The organism is Flavobacterium sp. GNP001, from assembly GCF_054343775.1.
The window spans coordinates 2186643-2203616 of record NZ_JBTGUX010000001.1 but is presented as its reverse complement, the minus strand read 5'-3'; the positions used below and the strand labels follow the sequence as shown (position 1 = coordinate 2203616).

Annotated in this window: 15 protein-coding genes; 6 read left to right on the top strand and 9 right to left on the bottom strand. The window is 35.3% G+C overall.

What is annotated here, in order from left to right:
• Window positions 1–54 precede the first annotated feature (54 nt).
• The 3 genes from rny to ACXX8U_RS09315 all read right to left on the bottom strand — a co-directional run bounded on the left by rny (window position 55) and on the right by ACXX8U_RS09315 (window position 2421).
• Entirely contained in the window at window positions 55–1620 is a 1566-nt protein-coding gene (gene rny, locus ACXX8U_RS09325) for a ribonuclease Y (RefSeq protein ID WP_210788243.1), read from the bottom strand.
• Window positions 1621–1829: 209 nt separating this feature from the next.
• Window positions 1830–2123: a cell division protein ZapA gene (locus ACXX8U_RS09320; protein WP_458565620.1), complete on the bottom strand. Its 294-nt coding sequence runs from the start codon at window positions 2121–2123 to the stop codon at window positions 1830–1832.
• 7 nt (window positions 2124–2130) lie between these two features.
• Window positions 2131–2421 (bottom strand): coiled-coil domain-containing protein, encoded by a 291-nt coding sequence (locus tag ACXX8U_RS09315; protein ID WP_458565619.1) that lies wholly within the window; start codon window positions 2419–2421, stop codon window positions 2131–2133.
• A gap of 174 nt (window positions 2422–2595) precedes the next feature.
• Between ACXX8U_RS09315 and ACXX8U_RS09310 the strand changes: the two genes are divergently transcribed.
• From ACXX8U_RS09310 to ACXX8U_RS09295, 4 genes are read left to right on the top strand one after another with little or no spacing between them, the layout of a single operon-like run.
• Window positions 2596–4293: a M23 family metallopeptidase gene (locus ACXX8U_RS09310; protein WP_458565618.1), complete on the top strand. Its 1698-nt coding sequence runs from the start codon at window positions 2596–2598 to the stop codon at window positions 4291–4293.
• An 11-nt stretch (window positions 4294–4304) separates the two neighbouring features.
• Window positions 4305–6773 (top strand): TonB-dependent receptor, encoded by a 2469-nt coding sequence (locus ACXX8U_RS09305; protein WP_458565617.1) that lies wholly within the window; start codon window positions 4305–4307, stop codon window positions 6771–6773.
• The gene (locus tag ACXX8U_RS09300) at window positions 6770–7414 is read left to right on the top strand and encodes a hypothetical protein (RefSeq protein WP_458565616.1); all 645 of its coding nucleotides are present in this window, start codon (window positions 6770–6772) and stop codon (window positions 7412–7414) included. Before ACXX8U_RS09305 ends, ACXX8U_RS09300 begins: the two co-directional genes overlap by 4 nt.
• A gap of 55 nt (window positions 7415–7469) precedes the next feature.
• The gene (locus ACXX8U_RS09295) at window positions 7470–8192 is read left to right on the top strand and encodes a hypothetical protein (protein ID WP_458565615.1); all 723 of its coding nucleotides are present in this window, start codon (window positions 7470–7472) and stop codon (window positions 8190–8192) included.
• A gap of 9 nt (window positions 8193–8201) precedes the next feature.
• Here ACXX8U_RS09295 and ACXX8U_RS09290 read toward each other — a convergent pair whose 3' ends face one another.
• The 6 genes from ACXX8U_RS09290 to ACXX8U_RS09265 all read right to left on the bottom strand — a co-directional run bounded on the left by ACXX8U_RS09290 (window position 8202) and on the right by ACXX8U_RS09265 (window position 15042).
• Entirely contained in the window at window positions 8202–8903 is a 702-nt protein-coding gene (locus ACXX8U_RS09290) for a hypothetical protein (protein WP_458565614.1), read from the bottom strand.
• Window positions 8904–9097: 194 nt separating this feature from the next.
• Window positions 9098–9745: a DUF2306 domain-containing protein gene (locus ACXX8U_RS09285; RefSeq protein ID WP_458565613.1), complete on the bottom strand. Its 648-nt coding sequence runs from the start codon at window positions 9743–9745 to the stop codon at window positions 9098–9100.
• 110 nt (window positions 9746–9855) lie between these two features.
• On the bottom strand, window positions 9856–11685 hold the full coding sequence (locus ACXX8U_RS09280) for an ABC transporter ATP-binding protein (RefSeq protein ID WP_458565612.1): 1830 nt from the start codon (window positions 11683–11685) through the stop codon (window positions 9856–9858).
• Window positions 11685–13412 carry a phospho-sugar mutase gene (locus ACXX8U_RS09275; protein WP_458565611.1) on the bottom strand — a complete coding sequence of 576 codons (1728 nt, stop codon included), beginning with the start codon at window positions 13410–13412 and terminating at the stop codon, window positions 11685–11687. Before ACXX8U_RS09275 ends, ACXX8U_RS09280 begins: the two co-directional genes overlap by 1 nt.
• Before the next feature lie 136 nt (window positions 13413–13548).
• On the bottom strand, window positions 13549–14505 hold the full coding sequence (locus ACXX8U_RS09270) for a glycosyltransferase family 2 protein (protein ID WP_458565610.1): 957 nt from the start codon (window positions 14503–14505) through the stop codon (window positions 13549–13551).
• A gap of 6 nt (window positions 14506–14511) precedes the next feature.
• Window positions 14512–15042 carry a DUF4199 domain-containing protein gene (locus tag ACXX8U_RS09265; protein ID WP_458565609.1) on the bottom strand — a complete coding sequence of 177 codons (531 nt, stop codon included), beginning with the start codon at window positions 15040–15042 and terminating at the stop codon, window positions 14512–14514.
• Between the two features lie 242 nt (window positions 15043–15284).
• Between ACXX8U_RS09265 and ACXX8U_RS09260 the strand changes: the two genes are divergently transcribed.
• The gene (locus ACXX8U_RS09260; RefSeq protein WP_166138340.1) at window positions 15285–15536 is read left to right on the top strand and encodes a type B 50S ribosomal protein L31; all 252 of its coding nucleotides are present in this window, start codon (window positions 15285–15287) and stop codon (window positions 15534–15536) included.
• A gap of 250 nt (window positions 15537–15786) precedes the next feature.
• The gene (locus ACXX8U_RS09255) at window positions 15787–16962 is read left to right on the top strand and encodes a GlmU family protein (protein ID WP_458565608.1); all 1176 of its coding nucleotides are present in this window, start codon (window positions 15787–15789) and stop codon (window positions 16960–16962) included.
• Window positions 16963–16974: the final 12 nt, after the last annotated feature.

The window sequence follows — 16974 nt, the reverse complement described above, 5'->3', positions numbered from 1 at the left end:
TAAAAAAAAGCTTCCGTTACTGGAAGCTTTTTTTATATCATTATATGACATTATCTATTTAGCAATATTTACGGCGCGAGTTTCGCGGATTACCGTAACTTTCACTTGTCCTGGATATGTCATTTCTGTTTGAATTTTTTGAGAAATATCGAATGATAAACTAGCTGCATTATCATCGGAAACTTTTTCGCTTTCTACAATAACACGTAATTCTCTACCTGCTTGAATAGCATATGCGTTTTTAACACCACTAAATCCGTAAGCTACTTCTTCAAGGTCTTTCAAACGCTGGATATAAGAATCTAAAACTTGTCTTCTTGCTCCTGGTCTTGCACCTGATATAGCATCGCAAACTTGAATAATTGGAGACAATAAAGATTTCATTTCGATCTCATCGTGATGCGCTCCAATGGCGTTGCAAACTTCTTCTTTTTCACCGTATTTTTCAGCCCACTGCATTCCTAATAATGCGTGTGGCAAATCGCTTTCAGCATCTGGTACTTTTCCTATATCGTGTAATAAACCTGCTCTTTTGGCCAGTTTTACGTTCAAGCCTAATTCAGCAGCCATGATTCCACATAATTTAGAAACTTCACGTGAGTGTTGTAATAAATTTTGTCCGTATGATGATCGATATTTCATTCTACCTACCACTTTAATTAATTCTGGGTGTAAGCCGTGAATTCCTAAGTCAATTACAGTTCGCTTACCAACTTCAATGATTTCGTCATCAATTTGTTTGGTAGTTTTTGCTACTACTTCTTCAATACGAGCGGGGTGAATTCTACCATCTGTTACCAATTTGTGCAATGCCAAACGAGCAATTTCTCTTCGAACTGGATCAAAACAAGAAAGAATAATAGCTTCTGGAGTATCATCTACAATGATTTCTACACCGGTTGCAGCCTCTAGCGCACGGATATTTCTACCTTCACGACCAATGATTCTACCTTTTACGTCATCTGATTCAATGTTGAAAACGGAAACGCAATTTTCAACTGCTTCTTCAGTTCCTACACGTTGAATAGTGTTGATGATGATTTTCTTAGCCTCTTGTTGCGCAGTAAGTTTTGCCTCCTCAATAGTGTCTTGAATGTGTGACATCGCTTTGCTTTTGGCTTCTGCTTTTAATCCTTCTACCAATTGATTTTTAGCTTCTTCGGCAGATAATCCAGAAATCAATTCCAATTGTTGCAATTGGCTTTTGTGTAAACGATCTACTTCAGCTTGCTTTTTGTCTAAATTTTCAATTTTAGACTTGAATTCAGCAGATTTCGCTTCGAATTCGTCATTTACTTTTTTAGCTTTTGATAGTTCGTTAGATACTTGCGATTCTTTGTCACGAACTCTCTTTTCAATTTCGGCTACTTTTTTGTCGCGTGCCAAAATTACTTGCTCATGCTCTGCTTTAAGTTCAATGAATTTTTCTTTTGCTTGCAGAATTTTATCTTTCTTGATGTTTTCAGCCTCTAAGTTGGCATCCTTTAAAATCGATGCTGCTTCTTTTTTGGAGTTCTTAATGAGATTAGAAATATTGCTTTTCTCAATTAATTTTGCAATAGCAAATCCTGCTGCAATTCCAAGTATTCCTGAGGTGATAATCGTTATTATGTTGTCCATGTTTATTAAAATTTATGTATAAAAAAAGCCTACATTAGTGGGATTGTATAAACTCGAAAAGACAAGTTTTGAGCTAACTCACTGTTCAAGTTTCCTCGCCGGGGCGTGGCATGCTATAGTAGTGACGATTCGCTCATCCTAAATTGTTAGTGTTGAGTTTACCAAATAAGAACTAATGTAGGCAGTATCTTAGTTTTTGTAAAGAACGTTTATTTGTCGAGATATTGATCGAGTTTAGCATTGATTTTTTTTAATCTCTCAATCGTTGCTTCACCATCAATGGCATTATCAATTTGTTTTTGTTCAGTTTGTGAGGCAAATTGCAGGGCACACATGGCCAAAACATCTTGCTTATCTCTCACGGCATAATTTTCTTCAAATTGCTTAATCATAGTATCAATTTTTTTGGAGGCGCTTCTCAAGCCTTCTTCCTGCGCCATATCTACATTTAGTGGATATACACGGTCTGCAATTGATATTTTTATTTTAAGCTTTTCGTCCATATTTTCTTTAATCTGATAGTTGTGCTATACAGTAATCAATTTCTCGAATTAATGAATTTATTTTAAGCTTTGTATCTCTTTTATTTTCGTCACTGCCTAATAATGAATGCGCCATTTTGAGTGTTTCATATTGTTTTTTCAAGGTTTCAATTTCTTGCGCTTGATTTTCAATAAGAGTAGCAGCTTTTACTAAATCATTTTTTAATTCCTGATTATTTTGTTCTAAACTTTTCGTTTTAGCAAAAAGTTTATCAACTTTATATTCAAGAATATCAATAATTTCTGCAATTACACTCATTATAGATTTAATTCATTACATAATCATACAAAGTTAGTATTCCTTTTTAATTTTCCAATATTTTATTTTTATTTTTCGGTAAAATTGATTAACTCTCTTTCCATCAGTTGTTTAGATTTTTTTGTATAAGGAGTGTTTTAAAATGTTTTTTTTACCTTAGCAAAAATTGCCGTTATGAAATTCATTTTAGTTTTTTTCTTGTGTTCGTGCTCTCTTTTGGCACAAACTGATTATCCAAAAGATTATTTCAGATCTCCACTCGACATTCCGTTGCAATTATCAGGGAATTTTGGTGAATTAAGGCCCAATCATTTCCATGCAGGTTTTGATATGAAAACCCAGCAGCGTGAGGGCTTGAAAGTATATGCTGTGGCAGATGGGTATGTATCACGGATTAAAATTTCAACTTTTGGAAACGGAAAAACCATTTATATCAACCATTCCAACGGATATACATCTGTTTACGGGCACTTGCAAAATGCAGTAGGTTCAATTCACGATATAATTACCAAAGCGCAATACAAGGAACAATCATTTGAAGTTGAACTTTTTTTTAAGCCTGATGAAGTTCCTGTAAAAAAAGGTGATGTAATTGCTTTATCTGGAAACACAGGAGCATCCGAAGGGCCGCACTTGCATTTTGAATTTCGAGATACCGCTAGCGAATTTGTAATTAATCCGCTTTTGTTCGGATATGATTCGTTATTGAAAGATACTAAAAAACCAACAATCTCTGGCTTGTATGTGTATCCTCTTGATGGAAATACTACGGTGAATTATGCCAAACGCCCGTTGCTCTTAAACGTTTCGTTACAAAAAGATGGTTCTTATCTTTCAGATAAAGTGATTGCAAATGGTGTAATTGGCTTTGGAATCACTGCGAACGATACCGATGACGTTTCATTTAATAATAATGGGGTTTATAAAGTACAGTCGTTTTTGAATGGAAAGCCAAATTTTGGATATGAATTTAACACCTACTCTTTCGAAGATATGCGATTCATCAATGCTTTGATCGATTATCCTCGGTACAAAACAACGCAGCAGCGAGTTCAAAAACTATTCATGAAAACGCCGTACAATTTGCGTTTTATTCAAACAGATGAAACCAAGGGTGTCTTGACAGTTTCTCCCAACCTCTCTTTGTTGTATCGAATTGAGGTTGCTGATTTTTTTGGCAATAAAAAATTGATTAACGTTCCTATTCAATACGATTTGACATCTACCAGAATTGCTAAAGAGGAAGTTAGCGGTCCTTATCGAGTTAAAGCCGCCAAGGATAGCAATTTTGAAATGGAAAATGCCTCGGTGTTTTTTCCAGCAGGAACATTTTACGACGATTTCAATTTGAATTTCAAGGTAAAAAACAATACGGTTACTGTTCATGATGATTCCGTGCCGGCACATTCCAATTTTACAATCACAATCAAGGATTCTACTTTAACGGCAGCACAGCGCGAAAAAATGTTCATTGGTCGTGTCGATGGAAAAAAAATAAGTTACAATTCAACTTATCGTAAAGATGATATTTTTCAAACTAAGGTAAAAGTATTAGGATCCTACGCTTTGGTTTCAGATACGGTAGCGCCTCGAATCAGTATGGCAATTCCTATTGAAGGCAAATGGATTAATCAACAAAAATCGTTACAGCTCACGATTGCTGATGATTTGTCGGGCATTAAATCGTACAACGGTTACCTTAACGGGAAATGGGTTTTGTTTGAATACGACAATAAAACGCGAAAAATAACCCATTTTTTCACCGAAGGATTAGTTGCTGATGGTGCCAATGAATTAAAAGTGGTTGTGGTGGATAATATGGGGAATTCAACTACCTTTGAAACGCGTTTTTTTAGAAACTCTAAACCTTAAAAGCATATCATTTGAACTCAATCAAACAGCTAATTGTCCTGTTTTTGGTCTTGCTAACTACATCAATAGCGGCGCAAACTGCCCGAATTAGAGGTGTTGTTTTAGATGCCAACCAAAAAGTGGTACCTAACGTAAACATCAGTTTTTTAGATAAAAGTACAGCTACCAATTCGAATGGTTTTTACGAACTTAAAGTTCCTGCCAATCAAAATGTTACGTTGGTTTTTACACACGTTTCTTTAAAAAAAATCACTGTTACTTTTTTTCTTGAAGCCAATGACCAAAGGGAGTTTAATCCCGTAATGAATGATCGTGAGGAGCAAATGACTGCCGTAGTAGTTAAGGCTAACAATCGAAAAGCAGTTCAGGGAATTACAAGTTTAGAGCCTGAAATATTACGAAAAATTCCTGGAGCGAATGCAGGTGTCGAAAATATTTTGAAATCGTTGCCTGGCGTGAATTCTAACAACGAATTAAGTACGCAATATTCCGTTCGTGGCGGGAATTTTGATGAAAATTTAGTGTACGTAAACGAAATCGAAGTGTACCGACCATTCTTGATTCGCTCAGGACAACAAGAAGGATTGAGTTTTGTTAATTCTGATTTAGTACAGAATATTGATTTTTCGGCGGGTGGTTTTCAAGCTAAATTTGGAGACAAACTGTCTTCTGTTTTAGATATAACGTATCGTAAACCAGTGGCATTTGGTGCAAGTATGGAAGCGAGTTTCCTCGGCGGAAGCCTTTCATTTGATGCCGTTTCTAAAAATAAAAAATGGTCGGCAGTAACAGGTCTTCGCTACCGAAACAACAGTCTTTTGGTCAATAGTCAAGAAACGCAAACCAATTTTACGCCTTCGTTTGCCGATATTCAAACTAATATCAATTACCAAGCTTCCGCAAAGTGGCAATGGAGCTTTCTCGGAACTATTTCGCAAAATAAATACAATTACCAACCGCTAACACGTCAGACCAATTTTGGAACCATTGATAATCCGATGGCGCTTACGGTGTTTTATGAAGGCCAAGAAAAAGACAAATACGATACCTATTTTGGTGCCATGAAATCGGTTTTTAATGTTTCGGACAATTTTACCTTAAAATTTATTGGATCGGTTTTTCATACGATAGAGCAGGAGTACTTTGATATTTTTGCACAATATCGCTTAGGTGAAGTAGATACGAATATAGGTTCTGAAACACTCGGTGAGGTTACTTTTTCTCGTGGTGTAGGTTCGCAGTTGAATCATGCGCGTAACGATTTGGATGCCTTAATAGTAAATACAGAAATCAAAGGTTTTTTGGATTGGAAAAAAAGCCAAATTGAATGGGGCGTAAAATACACACGCGAGTCGATCCGAGATAGAATTGTAGAATGGGAAGTGATTGATTCGGCTGGTTTTTCTCTGAATCCACCACGAATTGATTTGCCCAAAAATGACCAACCGTACACCTCGTATACCGGACCTTTGGTTCCTTTTCAAGAAGTTCGTGCTTTAAATTTTAACTCGATTAATCGTTTTTCTGGTTATGCGCAGTGGAGCTTAAAATCGAATATCGGAGCGCATACAGTTTGGTACAATGCCGGAGTGCGTGCTCATCAGTGGCAGGTGCAAGGTGCTGCTATAGACGGAAAATCGCAATTTACTGTGAGTCCGAGAGCGCAAATAGCACTCAAGCCCAACTGGGATGCCGATGTGGTGTTTCGATTTTCGGGTGGTTTGTACCATCAACCGCCTTTTTACAGGGAATTGCGAGCGACAAATGGAGCGGTGCAGCCTGATGTGAAAGCACAGCAATCAGTTCATTTGGTGTTAGCCAATGACTATAGTTTTACCATGTGGAACCGACCTTTTAAAATGGTTTCTGAATTGTATTATAAATCGTTGACTGATGTAAATACGTATACGATTGATAACGTTCGAATTCGATATGCAGCTAACAACAATGCAGTGGCTTACGCTCAAGGTGTAGATGTGCGTTTGAATGGTGAGTTTGTACCGGGAACCGAATCGTGGATTAGTTTTGGGTATTTAAAAACCGAGGAAAATAGCAATGACCGTGGATTTATTGCAAGGCCAACAGATCAACGCTTAAAATTTGCGATGCTTTTTCAAGATTATATGCCAAATATTCCGAGTGTGAAATTGTATTTGAATTTAGTATACAATACCGGATTACCTGGTGGAGCACCCTCGTACGCAGATCCTTTTTTGTACCAAAATAGATTGAATGACTACCGCAGAGCAGATATTGGTTTTTCTAAAGTTTTTATAGATGAAACCAATGCTGGAAAGGTAAAAGGCATATTTAAAGATTGTAAAGAACTGGCTTTAGGTTTAGAAATTTTTAATCTTTTTAATAACCAAAACGCAATTACAAACACTTGGGTGCGAGACGTATATTCTAAGAACCAATACGGTATTCCTAATTATATGACTACACGTGTTTTTAACATAAAGTTGACAGCAAGACTATGACAAATAAACAAAGAAAAAAGATTTTTTACGTTCCAGGAATGATTTCTTTAATTTTTATTCCTTTGTTATGTTTGGTTTATTTTTATAAAACGGATTCTTTTAATGTTTATGGAAGTTTAGTTTTTGTTGATTCAGATGAAGACTTTTTTTATGAATATAAAGTGCCGAGCCTACGTAAATATAAAAAATTTGATCTTAATGGAAGTTTGTCAAAAGAACAAAAGAGCTTAAATGAATTACAATTTTTTTTACGAGATTTAGTTAAAGAAAAGGATACAATAAATGGAGCAAAAGTTATTTTTGGTCCAAAAACTCATTACGATGTTTTTATAAGTGTTCTTGATATTTTGGCTGTAGAAAAAGTTTCTACTTCGGTTTTACATAATGATGATATTTATATTATAGGTTCTAATAATAAACCAAAGAGAGATAAAAATAAAATAACTGCAACACGGATGAATTGTGGTACATCTGAATTGATGAGGCAAGAATATTTGAGAAAGCAAGAGAATTTAAGAGTAGAAGAAAAACTTCAATATCAGATTTTATTCTTTAAAAGTCAATGGATTCTTTTTCTAGGTTATTTTGGTATCGTACTTATTAATATTTTGGTTTTAGTAAAGTTTAATAAAAATAAATAATTCAATTACCCTTTTTTTTAAAATGATTACATTTGAGTTTTAATACCATCAGCACATGAAAAAAATACAGATCACCTGTTTAGGAATTGCATTGCTATTTTTAGCAAGTTGTAAAGAGGATGCAGCAACACCAAAAGTAACTTACGATGCAGCTAATAAAGCAAAGTCAATTGTAAGGGCAGACTCAACCCAAATAGAAATAGCTGATTTACCTTGGCAAATGGAGGGGACTGATTATTTAATTCATCCTATTGCTGATTTGAGTATTCGTGATCGCGGCGTTAAAACCCGCTATGGTTCATCAAGTGTGAATGATTTGAGTTTTACGATTTCAAATTATGGCGAATATGAAATTACAGGTTTTTTACAAAATATTAAATTCCAAAAAATCGATTCAGACTCTATAACCAAATTAACTGACAAGCCGGTTTTAATTCAAACTGCAACGTATTTAAAAACGGTTGCAGATAGAACCAAAAATCAAATTATGGTGTACACCATGGTCGATATGGATACCAACAAAGATGGTAAATTAGAAACTAGCGATATTAAATCCTTGCATTTGAGTACTATCAGCGGGGAGCGTTTCACTAAAATTTCACCTGACTTCGAGGAATTAATAGATTGGAAACTTCTAGCCTCTCGCAATCGTTTGTATTTTAGAACGGTTGAGGACACTAATAAAAATGGTCAATTTGATAAAAATGATTTGGTTCATTATTATTATACTGATTTGACTGCGAAAGAGTGGAAGATCATTGCTTACGAGCCAATTTAGTTTTTTAATTTAAATCAAAATATCACTTTCTAAATCTGATTTTTCAATGGTAATAGCATAGCCCAATTGTTTTACCAATTGAATTACTAGGTTTTTGTACCAATTCTCAGATTTTGGGTGAATGTATATTTTTTCAATCAAAGTTGTCACCTCGACGTTTATTTTAAGTCCTTCGTTTAATTTGTTTTCACTTTCGCCAATATCAGTAATGATGCGTACTTCGCGCTCGTACTGAAAACTTTTTCTTTTGAACAAAAACGGGAAAAACGAATCATCAAACGGAATGTGTTCTTTTTTGTAATCGATGTAGTTGACTTCACCAATGAATTGCTTGTGGTCGCTTTCTAAATGCAGCGCTTTTTGTAATCTGCCCAAAGTAGACTGAATGGCAAGTCCCTCTGTGTTTTGAGTAAATATTTGCCACATTGCAAAAGATTCGTATTCATTAATGTGCCAGCTGCTAATAGCTACTTTTTCGCGATGCTTTTTGTAGTAATTTAAAAAATCAGGATTGTCTTGCGATAATTTTTTGATTTCCTCAAAAGTGGGTTCGCTAAAGGTACCTTCGTATTGATCCTCAAACTTATCTGAGCGCGACATGAATAGCTTCTTCGAAAGCAATAAATCCAGAAATTTAGATAAGTCTAGGTATTTCCAAACGACTGTGTTCGGATCTTGAGGAAGTTTAATCGAGGTGTTATTAACGTACATAGCTACAATTTATAGGAAATGCTTTTGTGTAAAGTTCACCAATTTTTTTCACTTATGATTTAAGAACTTGTTTTTTCAACGTTATTTTTTTTCATTTGCTAAGATTACTTGCATCGGATCTATTTTTGTGTTTTGAGCATAATTTGAAAATGAAAATCTCAAGAATAGTGTTAAAGCAAAAATTCTTTTCATCATTAAATTTTATTTAAGTTAGACTTTAATTTTTGGATGGATCTTGATATAAAAATACCGCCTATAATTCCGGGTAAACTCCAAGCTACCACATCAGGTAAAAAAGTATTGTTAACTACAATAAAAGCTGTAAAAGCTGCAATATAAGCGCCTGTCATACGGCCAATATGATTTTTTAAACCGTATAAAGGATCAGTTACTTTGCCAGTATAGGCTTTGTATTCTATGTAACACAATCTTAAACTGGCTGATCCAAATAATAGAAATACGATACCAAAAACTTGTTTAGCTAGTACATAACGAATCCCAATGTAGTAAAAAATGACTGAGCAGATTAACATGGCAATCGTTAGCAGTGCATCACCAAGTTGCGGTTTCTGACCCAAATTGGCTTTTTTTAATTGTATCATTCTGTAGCCCGAAATGGCCAAGTAAATCGTAAAAACACCCACGATAAAAAGAAATAAATTAGGATGTACATACGATAAGTAAAAAGCACACAATCCGGTGCTGACCATTGCTATGGTAAAAATCAGGCCAATTTTTTTATGAATTCGGTCGCCTTTTTTGCGAATTAAAACTATGGTGCCTAACAGTAAACCAGTAAATCCAGAAAGAATGTGAAGTATTAAAACAGTTTTGAATAGCATAACAGATTGTTTTAAATGAAAAAGGTTACGTAAATATATTGCTATCTTACGTAACCTTTAAAAAATGTATACTGAAATGTCTTACTTCAGTGCTGAGTTGTCGATTTTAATTACTCAAGCGATTGTAAACTAACTAGTTTATTGTAAACGCCTTGCAGTGCAATCAATTCTTCGTGGTTTCCTTGCTCTACAATTTTTCCTTTTTGCATCACGACAATGACATCTGCTTTTTGAATTGTGGATAATCTATGAGCAATAACAATTGAAGTTCTGTTTTGCATCATGTTCTCTAGCGCTACTTGAACGAATTTTTCGCTTTCGGTATCCAATGCTGAGGTTGCTTCATCCAAAATCATGATCGGTGGATTTTTCAAAACCGCACGAGCGATAGACAAACGTTGTTTTTGTCCTCCAGATAATTTATTTCCGCTGTCGCCAATGTTTGTGTGAATTCCTTTTGGTAAATCTTGAACAAACTCAAAGGCATTGGCAATTTTCAAAGCTTCAATGATTTCTTCGTCGGTAGCATTTGGTTTTCCTAATGAAATATTGGCTTTGATGGTATCATTAAATAAAATACTGTCTTGGGTTACCAATCCCATTAAACCACGCAATGATTGCAAATCAAGATCTTTGATGTCTATTCCATCAATTGAAATCGTGCCTTCGTTTACATCATAAAAACGAGTTAGTAAATTGGCAATGGTACTTTTACCACTTCCTGATTGTCCTACAAGTGCAACCGTTTGTCCTTTTTTTACTTGCAACGAAAAGTTCTTTAGCACTTTTTCGTCTTCGTACTTAAAGTTGATGTTTGAAATGTTAATATCCGATTCAAATGCGTCTTTTTGAATAGCATTTTCTTTGGATGTGATTTCGTTTTCTACATCTAAAACCTCAAATACACGTTCAGCAGCTGCCAATCCGTTTTTCACAGAATAAGTTGCTTTTGAAATGGCTTTTGCAGGAGTTAAAATATTAAAAGCTAGTGTTAAATACACAATAAACGAAGCGCCGTCAAGCGTTTTGTCATTCAAAACCAAAAGACCTCCGTAAAAAAGTAAAATAGCAATTGTGGTTACTCCAAGAAATTCGCTCAATGGTGTAGCCAAGTTGTTGCGGCTTCCGATGCTGTTAGTTAAGTTCAATAATCTTGTTACAGACTCGTTAAAGGTACCTTTAAATGAAGGTTCAGCATTATAACTTTTTATGACTTTTAAGCCTCCTAATGTTTCTTCAACTACAGAGATTAAAGACCCACTTTCTTTTTGTGCTTCTCTCGATTGGCTTCTTAAATTTTTAGCCAATTTAGAAATGATGTAACCCGAAATAGGCATGAAAATAAGGACGAATAATGTTAATTTGGTACTTATGGCAAACATCATTCCCAATGCAAAAACAATAGTCAAAGGTTCTTTTACTACCAATTCTAAAATAGAGAAAAAGGAGTTTTGAACTTCGTTGACATCACCCAGCATGCGCGCCATCATATCGCCTTTTCTTTTTTCAGAATAATAGGAGATAGGCAATTCAATAATTTTGGCATACATCGAGCGTCTCAAATCCTTCAATACACCGTTTTTTAAGTGCATGATGTGATAGGAAGCCAAGTAGTTGAATAAATTCTTAATGAAAAATGTAGTGATAACCATCGCTACCACAAACAACAATACTACTTCAGTACTTTCATTATCTGATAAAGAGGAAATTTTAAAGTTGATATATTCGGTTACATAATCCTTTAAGTTACCAATTCCTGTGTAAACAGGCTCCTTGTAAACTTTCTCAGTTTTACCAAAAAGTACCTGTAAAACAGGAAACAAAGTCAACATAGATATTGTACTAAACAAAGCATACAAAATGTTGTATATAATGTTCCATACAATATGTGATTGATAGGGTTTTGTAAAAGGTATTAATTTTTTTATGTTCTGATCCATTAGTTCAATTGCATTGCAGTAATAATATTGGCGATTTTTTGGTCCAGAATTGCTTCTACTTCCTCAAAATCTTCAACAGCATCGAGTGTAGTATTTACACTGATATAAAATTTAATCTTTGGTTCGGTACCGCTTGGTCTAGCACATATTTTAGAACCGTCTTCGGTATAGTAAATCAATACATTCGATTTTGGAATCGTCATTTCAGATACGCTACCGTCTAAAAGGTTTTTAGCTGTACTTGATTGGTAATCTTCTACCATAATCACTCTTTCGCCGTTGATTTCTTTCAAAGGATTTTCACGCAAGTCAATCATCATTTGTGTGATTTCTTGTAATCCTTCCATTCCTTTTTTAGTAATTGAGACCAAGTGTTCTTTGTAAAAACCGTTGTCTACATACAATTTAACTAGTTCTTGGTATACAGTACTTCCATTGGCTTTTGCTTGAGCTGCCATTTCGCAAACCAAAAGGGTTGCCGCAACAGCATCTTTATCGCGTACAGCATCGCCCACCATGTAACCAAAACTCTCTTCGCCACCACCAATGAACTCTAGTTCTGGGAAGTCTTTGATCATTTTGGCAATCCATTTAAAACCAGTCAAACCAACTTTGCATTCTACGCCATAATTAGTAGCTAGCTCCATCATCATAGGAGTCGATACAATCGTAGAACCAATAAATTGTTTGTCGTTAATTTTTCCGGCTTTTTTCCATTGCTCTAGTAAAAAGGCTGTCATCAAAACCATAGTTTGATTTCCGTTCAACAATACCATTTTACCCTCGTTATTACGAACTGCAACTCCTAATCTGTCACAATCTGGATCAGTACCCACAACGATATCGGCATTAGTTTTATCTGCCAACGCCAATGCCATAGTCAATGCTTCTGGCTCTTCAGGATTTGGCGATTTTACTGTTGGGAAATCACCATTTGGCACGCGTTGCTCCTCAACAATGTGCACTTGGGTGTAGCCCGCTTGCGCTAAAGTATCTGGAACAAGTTTTATCGAAGTACCGTGTAAAGAGGTAAATACAATATTCAAGTCTTTTTTGGCCTCAGCCGAAGTACCAAAACTAGCATTCTCAATAGTTGATTTTATAAAAGCAGCATCAATTTCAGTATCTACGTAATGAATCAAATCTTCATTTGCTGCAAATTTGATTTGATCGTAAGTCAAGTTTTCAATTACCTCAATAATTCCTTTGTCTTCTGGTGGTACAATTTGTCCACCATCTTGCCAATATACTTTGTATCCGTTGTATTCTGGTGGGTTGTGCGATGCAGTAAGTACAATTCCACATTGGCATCCCAAATGCTTTACTGCAAAGGATAATTCTGGTGTTGGTCTAAGTTCAGAGAACAAGTAAACTTCAATTCCATTAGCCGAAAAAACATCAGCAACTACTTTTGCCAGCGTATCACTATCATGACGGCAATCATAAGCAATAACTGCTTTTAAAGGTTGGTTCGGGAAAGTAGTTTTCAAGTAATCAGATAATCCTTGCGTGCTTTTTCCTAATGTATATTTGTTGATTCGGTTATTTCCCACACCCATTACCCCGCGCATTCCACCGGTTCCAAATTCTAAATTTTTATAGAAACTTTCCTCTAAATCCTTCGGTGATGAGGTCATTAATTCTATAATTGCTTCTTGTGTGGCTTGGTCAAACGTTGGTGTCAACCATTCATTGACCGCATCTAAAATGTTTTGTTTAATTTCCATTTGATGTGTTTTTTATTTTTTCTAGGAGCTATTTCCTGCTATTCGTTACAATCTTTTATTCGCCGCGGCGCATAAAAGGATTTCCACTGCTATCAGGGCTAGGGTTTGTCCCGTTGCATGTCGTTTTTGCTTAAAACTACAAATTTACACTACTCGCAACCTTGTAGCGCTCTTCATTATTTTTCGTTCTCAAAATGATTTCTCCCAGAAATCCAGCTAGAAATAATTGTGTTCCCAAAACCATCGTAGTCAAAGCAATATAAAACCAAGGATTGTTGGTCACCAAGCTATAGCGCATGTCGTTATACATATAATATAATTTCGAAAACCCAATATATCCTGCAAGCATAAATCCTATGATAAACATCAAAGATCCCATCGCGCCAAAAAGGTGCATTGGTCTTTTGCCAAAGCGAGACAAAAACCAAATGGTAATCAAATCTAAGAATCCGTTAATAAAACGTTCCATCCCAAATTTAGTTTCACCATATTTTCGGGCTTGATGTTGCACTACTTTTTCACCAATTTTGCCAAAACCTGCATTCTTAGCCAATACCGGAATGTAACGGTGCATTTCGCCAGAAACTTCAATATTCTTAACAACAATATTTTTGTACGCTTTCAAGCCGCAATTGAAATCATTCAATTCTACGCCTGATGTTTTTCGTGCTGCCCAATTAAATAGTTTCGAGGGTAAATTCTTAGCCACAACAGAGTCGTAGCGTTTCTTTTTCCAACCCGAAACCAAATCGTATTTTCCATTGGTAATCATGTCATACAATCCCGGAATTTCTTCAGGGCTGTCTTGCAAATCAGCATCCATGGTAATAATAACATCTCCTTGAGCTTTTGCAAAACCGGCGTGTAAGGCCTGCGATTTTCCAAAGTTTTTCATAAAACGAACGCCTTTTACATGAGGGTTTTCTTTGGAAAAGCCTTCAATTAGTCCCCAAGAATTATCGGTACTTCCATCATCTAAAAAAATGATTTCATACGAATAATTATGGGTTTGAACCACTTTGATAATCCATGTGTAGAGTTCGTGCAGGGATTCCTCTTCGTTTAAAAGCGGAATAAGTATAGATAAATTCATTAATTTTTATTCTTGTGTAGATTTGCTTTTGAAAATAGCAGCTAATAATAAACCAAATAGTGAGCTAAAACCAATACTGAAAAGGGATCCTTTCAATAATTCAATAGGCGAGTACGGATCGTTTTCTCTCATTTTAGCAATAGCTTCATTAATTGCTGATGCTGGTGCGCCAAATTTTTGCATCATATTCATCGTGTATTTAATGATCAATTCATTAACGGCCTCCTTAGCAGATGGATCAATTACATTAAATAATAGTATATTGAATAGGACAGATATTAAAATTCCAACTACGATGGCAATAAAATAAGTCGTAAAGGCTTGCTTAAAAGTGAAAACGCCATTTAATTCTTTTTTTGTTCTAACCAACAATACAATTCCTAAAACTAAATATGTTAAAATGCTGAGTACTCCTATCCACCATTCGGTAAACAAATTCAAGTCAATAGCATAGATTAGGGCAGTAATTAATGAAGAAACAACTCCAATTGCAACTCCAAATGTAATTCCGTTCTTTTTAACAATTTCGTTAGTCATTTTTGCTAGTTTTAAAATTAATCCACAAAGATAACAATTCCCAAAACATACAGCGCTAAAAAACGTTTTTTGGATTTGCGTAAAAAAAGTGAATCAAAGATTTGTTTATTGAAAATTAATTGTAAATTTGCACACTCAAAATAATAGTGTTAAACAAAAAGTTAGTAGGCGTTTATACCTTTTTTGTATTTGAAAAAGCTGCAAAACAAGGACTAACCAATCAATAAAAAAAGATTTACAAGATGAAAAAAGGAATTCACCCAGAAAATTACAGATTAGTTGCATTTAAAGACATGTCAAATGACGAAGTTTTTATCACTAAATCTACTGCAGATGCAAAAGAAACAATTACAGTTGACGGTGTTGAATACCCAGTTGTAAAAATGGAGATCTCTAGAACTTCTCACCCTTTTTACACAGGTAAATCTAAACTTATCGATACTGCAGGACGTATTGACAAGTTCAAAACTAAATACGCGAAACACGTTAAATAATTTTAACTGTTTACTTCATATCAAAGCCTCGCAATTTGCGGGGCTTTTTATTTGATATCAATTCTTGTAATGGTACTTTACACCAGTTCCTTCCCAATACTTTTATTTTCCCAAACCTTAATTCCCGTAATACCTTAATGGTTTAAAAAACATTACGAGTTTATCGACAATTCCTTCGTTGACCTTTTATTTTTATTGCTATTTAAAACTTTGTAACTTTGAACCTTCATAACATCTGAAAAGCTACACCATGAATTACATACTTTTTGACGGACCTGCCAGAAATGCACTTTTGCCTTTTACATTTACACGCCCTGTTGCTGATATTTTAATCGGAATTTTGACTATTCGTCAAAAATGGGAACTTTACTTAGGTTCAACCACAACGACTTTAACAGAAGAATATCTGTCGGAGAAATTCCCAATGGTTGAATTAGAGGAGAATGTAATGATCAACGCCTCGTTTCTTCCTAATCCAGTTTTGGCGGAAATAGTGAGTAATTTAGAACCAAATCAAGCTGTCTTTAAAGGCGATGAAGTCATCGCTTTTTATACCAATGACGAGCAAGAAGAAGTAGATTTTGACTCTTACGAAATTATCGAGTACAATGATGACTGCCTAACAGTGGCGCACACTTGGGATATTTTTGCTAAAAATGATGCTGCAATTCGTGCTGATTTTGAATTTCTAACAGAAGATAGAACGTCACAACCTATTCCTAAAAGTGTAAATGTGATTGCACCTGAAAACATTTTCATCGAAGAAGGTGCTAAACTAGAATATGTAACTTTAAATGCTGCTACTGGACCTATATATATTGGTAAAGATGCTGAAATCATGGAAGGTTCGGTAATCAGAGGTCCTTTTGCCTTGTGCGATCATGCGCAAGTAAAATTAGCTACCAAAATTTATGGTGCAACCACAGTTGGTCCGCATTCCCGTGTAGGTGGCGAGGTAAATAATTCGGTTTTGTTCGGATATTCGAACAAAGGGCATGATGGATTTTTAGGTAATTCAGTTCTTGGCGAATGGTGTAATATTGGTGCGGATAGTAACAATTCGAATCTTAAAAACAACTACGAAGAGGTGAAATTATGGAGTTATGAAACCGAAGGATTTGCAAAAACAGGACTGCAATTTTGCGGTTTGATGATGGGCGATCACAGTAAATGCGGAATCAATACGATGTTCAATACCGGAACCGTAGTGGGAGTGAGCGCTAATATTTTTGGAAGCGGTTTTCCTCGCAATTTTGTACCAAGTTTTTCTTGGGGTGGTGCATCTGGTTTTACAACATACATTACTAAAAAAGCTTTCGAAACAGCACGCTTGGTAATGAGTCGCCGTAATATGGAGTTTGACGAGCGTGAAGCGGCCATTTTAGAACATGTTTTTGAGGCAACTAAAAAGTGGAGAAAAGAATAAATGCTTCTTGTT

Excerpts from the sequence above, each read along its gene's own strand:
- rny (WP_210788243.1), bottom strand. The coding sequence starts at position 1,620 with ATGGACAACATAATAACGATTATCACCTCAGGAATACTTGGAATTGCA.
- ACXX8U_RS09320 (WP_458565620.1), bottom strand. The coding sequence starts at position 2,123 with ATGGACGAAAAGCTTAAAATAAAAATATCAATTGCAGACCGTGTATAT.
- ACXX8U_RS09315 (WP_458565619.1), bottom strand. The coding sequence starts at position 2,421 with ATGAGTGTAATTGCAGAAATTATTGATATTCTTGAATATAAAGTTGAT.
- ACXX8U_RS09310 (WP_458565618.1), top strand. The coding sequence starts at position 2,596 with ATGAAATTCATTTTAGTTTTTTTCTTGTGTTCGTGCTCTCTTTTGGCA.
- ACXX8U_RS09300 (WP_458565616.1), top strand. The coding sequence starts at position 6,770 with ATGACAAATAAACAAAGAAAAAAGATTTTTTACGTTCCAGGAATGATT.
- ACXX8U_RS09295 (WP_458565615.1), top strand. The coding sequence starts at position 7,470 with ATGAAAAAAATACAGATCACCTGTTTAGGAATTGCATTGCTATTTTTA.
- ACXX8U_RS09290 (WP_458565614.1), bottom strand. The coding sequence starts at position 8,903 with ATGTACGTTAATAACACCTCGATTAAACTTCCTCAAGATCCGAACACA.
- ACXX8U_RS09285 (WP_458565613.1), bottom strand. The coding sequence starts at position 9,745 with ATGCTATTCAAAACTGTTTTAATACTTCACATTCTTTCTGGATTTACT.
- ACXX8U_RS09280 (WP_458565612.1), bottom strand. The coding sequence starts at position 11,685 with ATGGATCAGAACATAAAAAAATTAATACCTTTTACAAAACCCTATCAA.
- ACXX8U_RS09275 (WP_458565611.1), bottom strand. The coding sequence starts at position 13,412 with ATGGAAATTAAACAAAACATTTTAGATGCGGTCAATGAATGGTTGACA.
- ACXX8U_RS09270 (WP_458565610.1), bottom strand. The coding sequence starts at position 14,505 with ATGAATTTATCTATACTTATTCCGCTTTTAAACGAAGAGGAATCCCTG.
- ACXX8U_RS09265 (WP_458565609.1), bottom strand. The coding sequence starts at position 15,042 with ATGACTAACGAAATTGTTAAAAAGAACGGAATTACATTTGGAGTTGCA.
- ACXX8U_RS09260 (WP_166138340.1), top strand. The coding sequence starts at position 15,285 with ATGAAAAAAGGAATTCACCCAGAAAATTACAGATTAGTTGCATTTAAA.
- ACXX8U_RS09255 (WP_458565608.1), top strand. The coding sequence starts at position 15,787 with ATGAATTACATACTTTTTGACGGACCTGCCAGAAATGCACTTTTGCCT.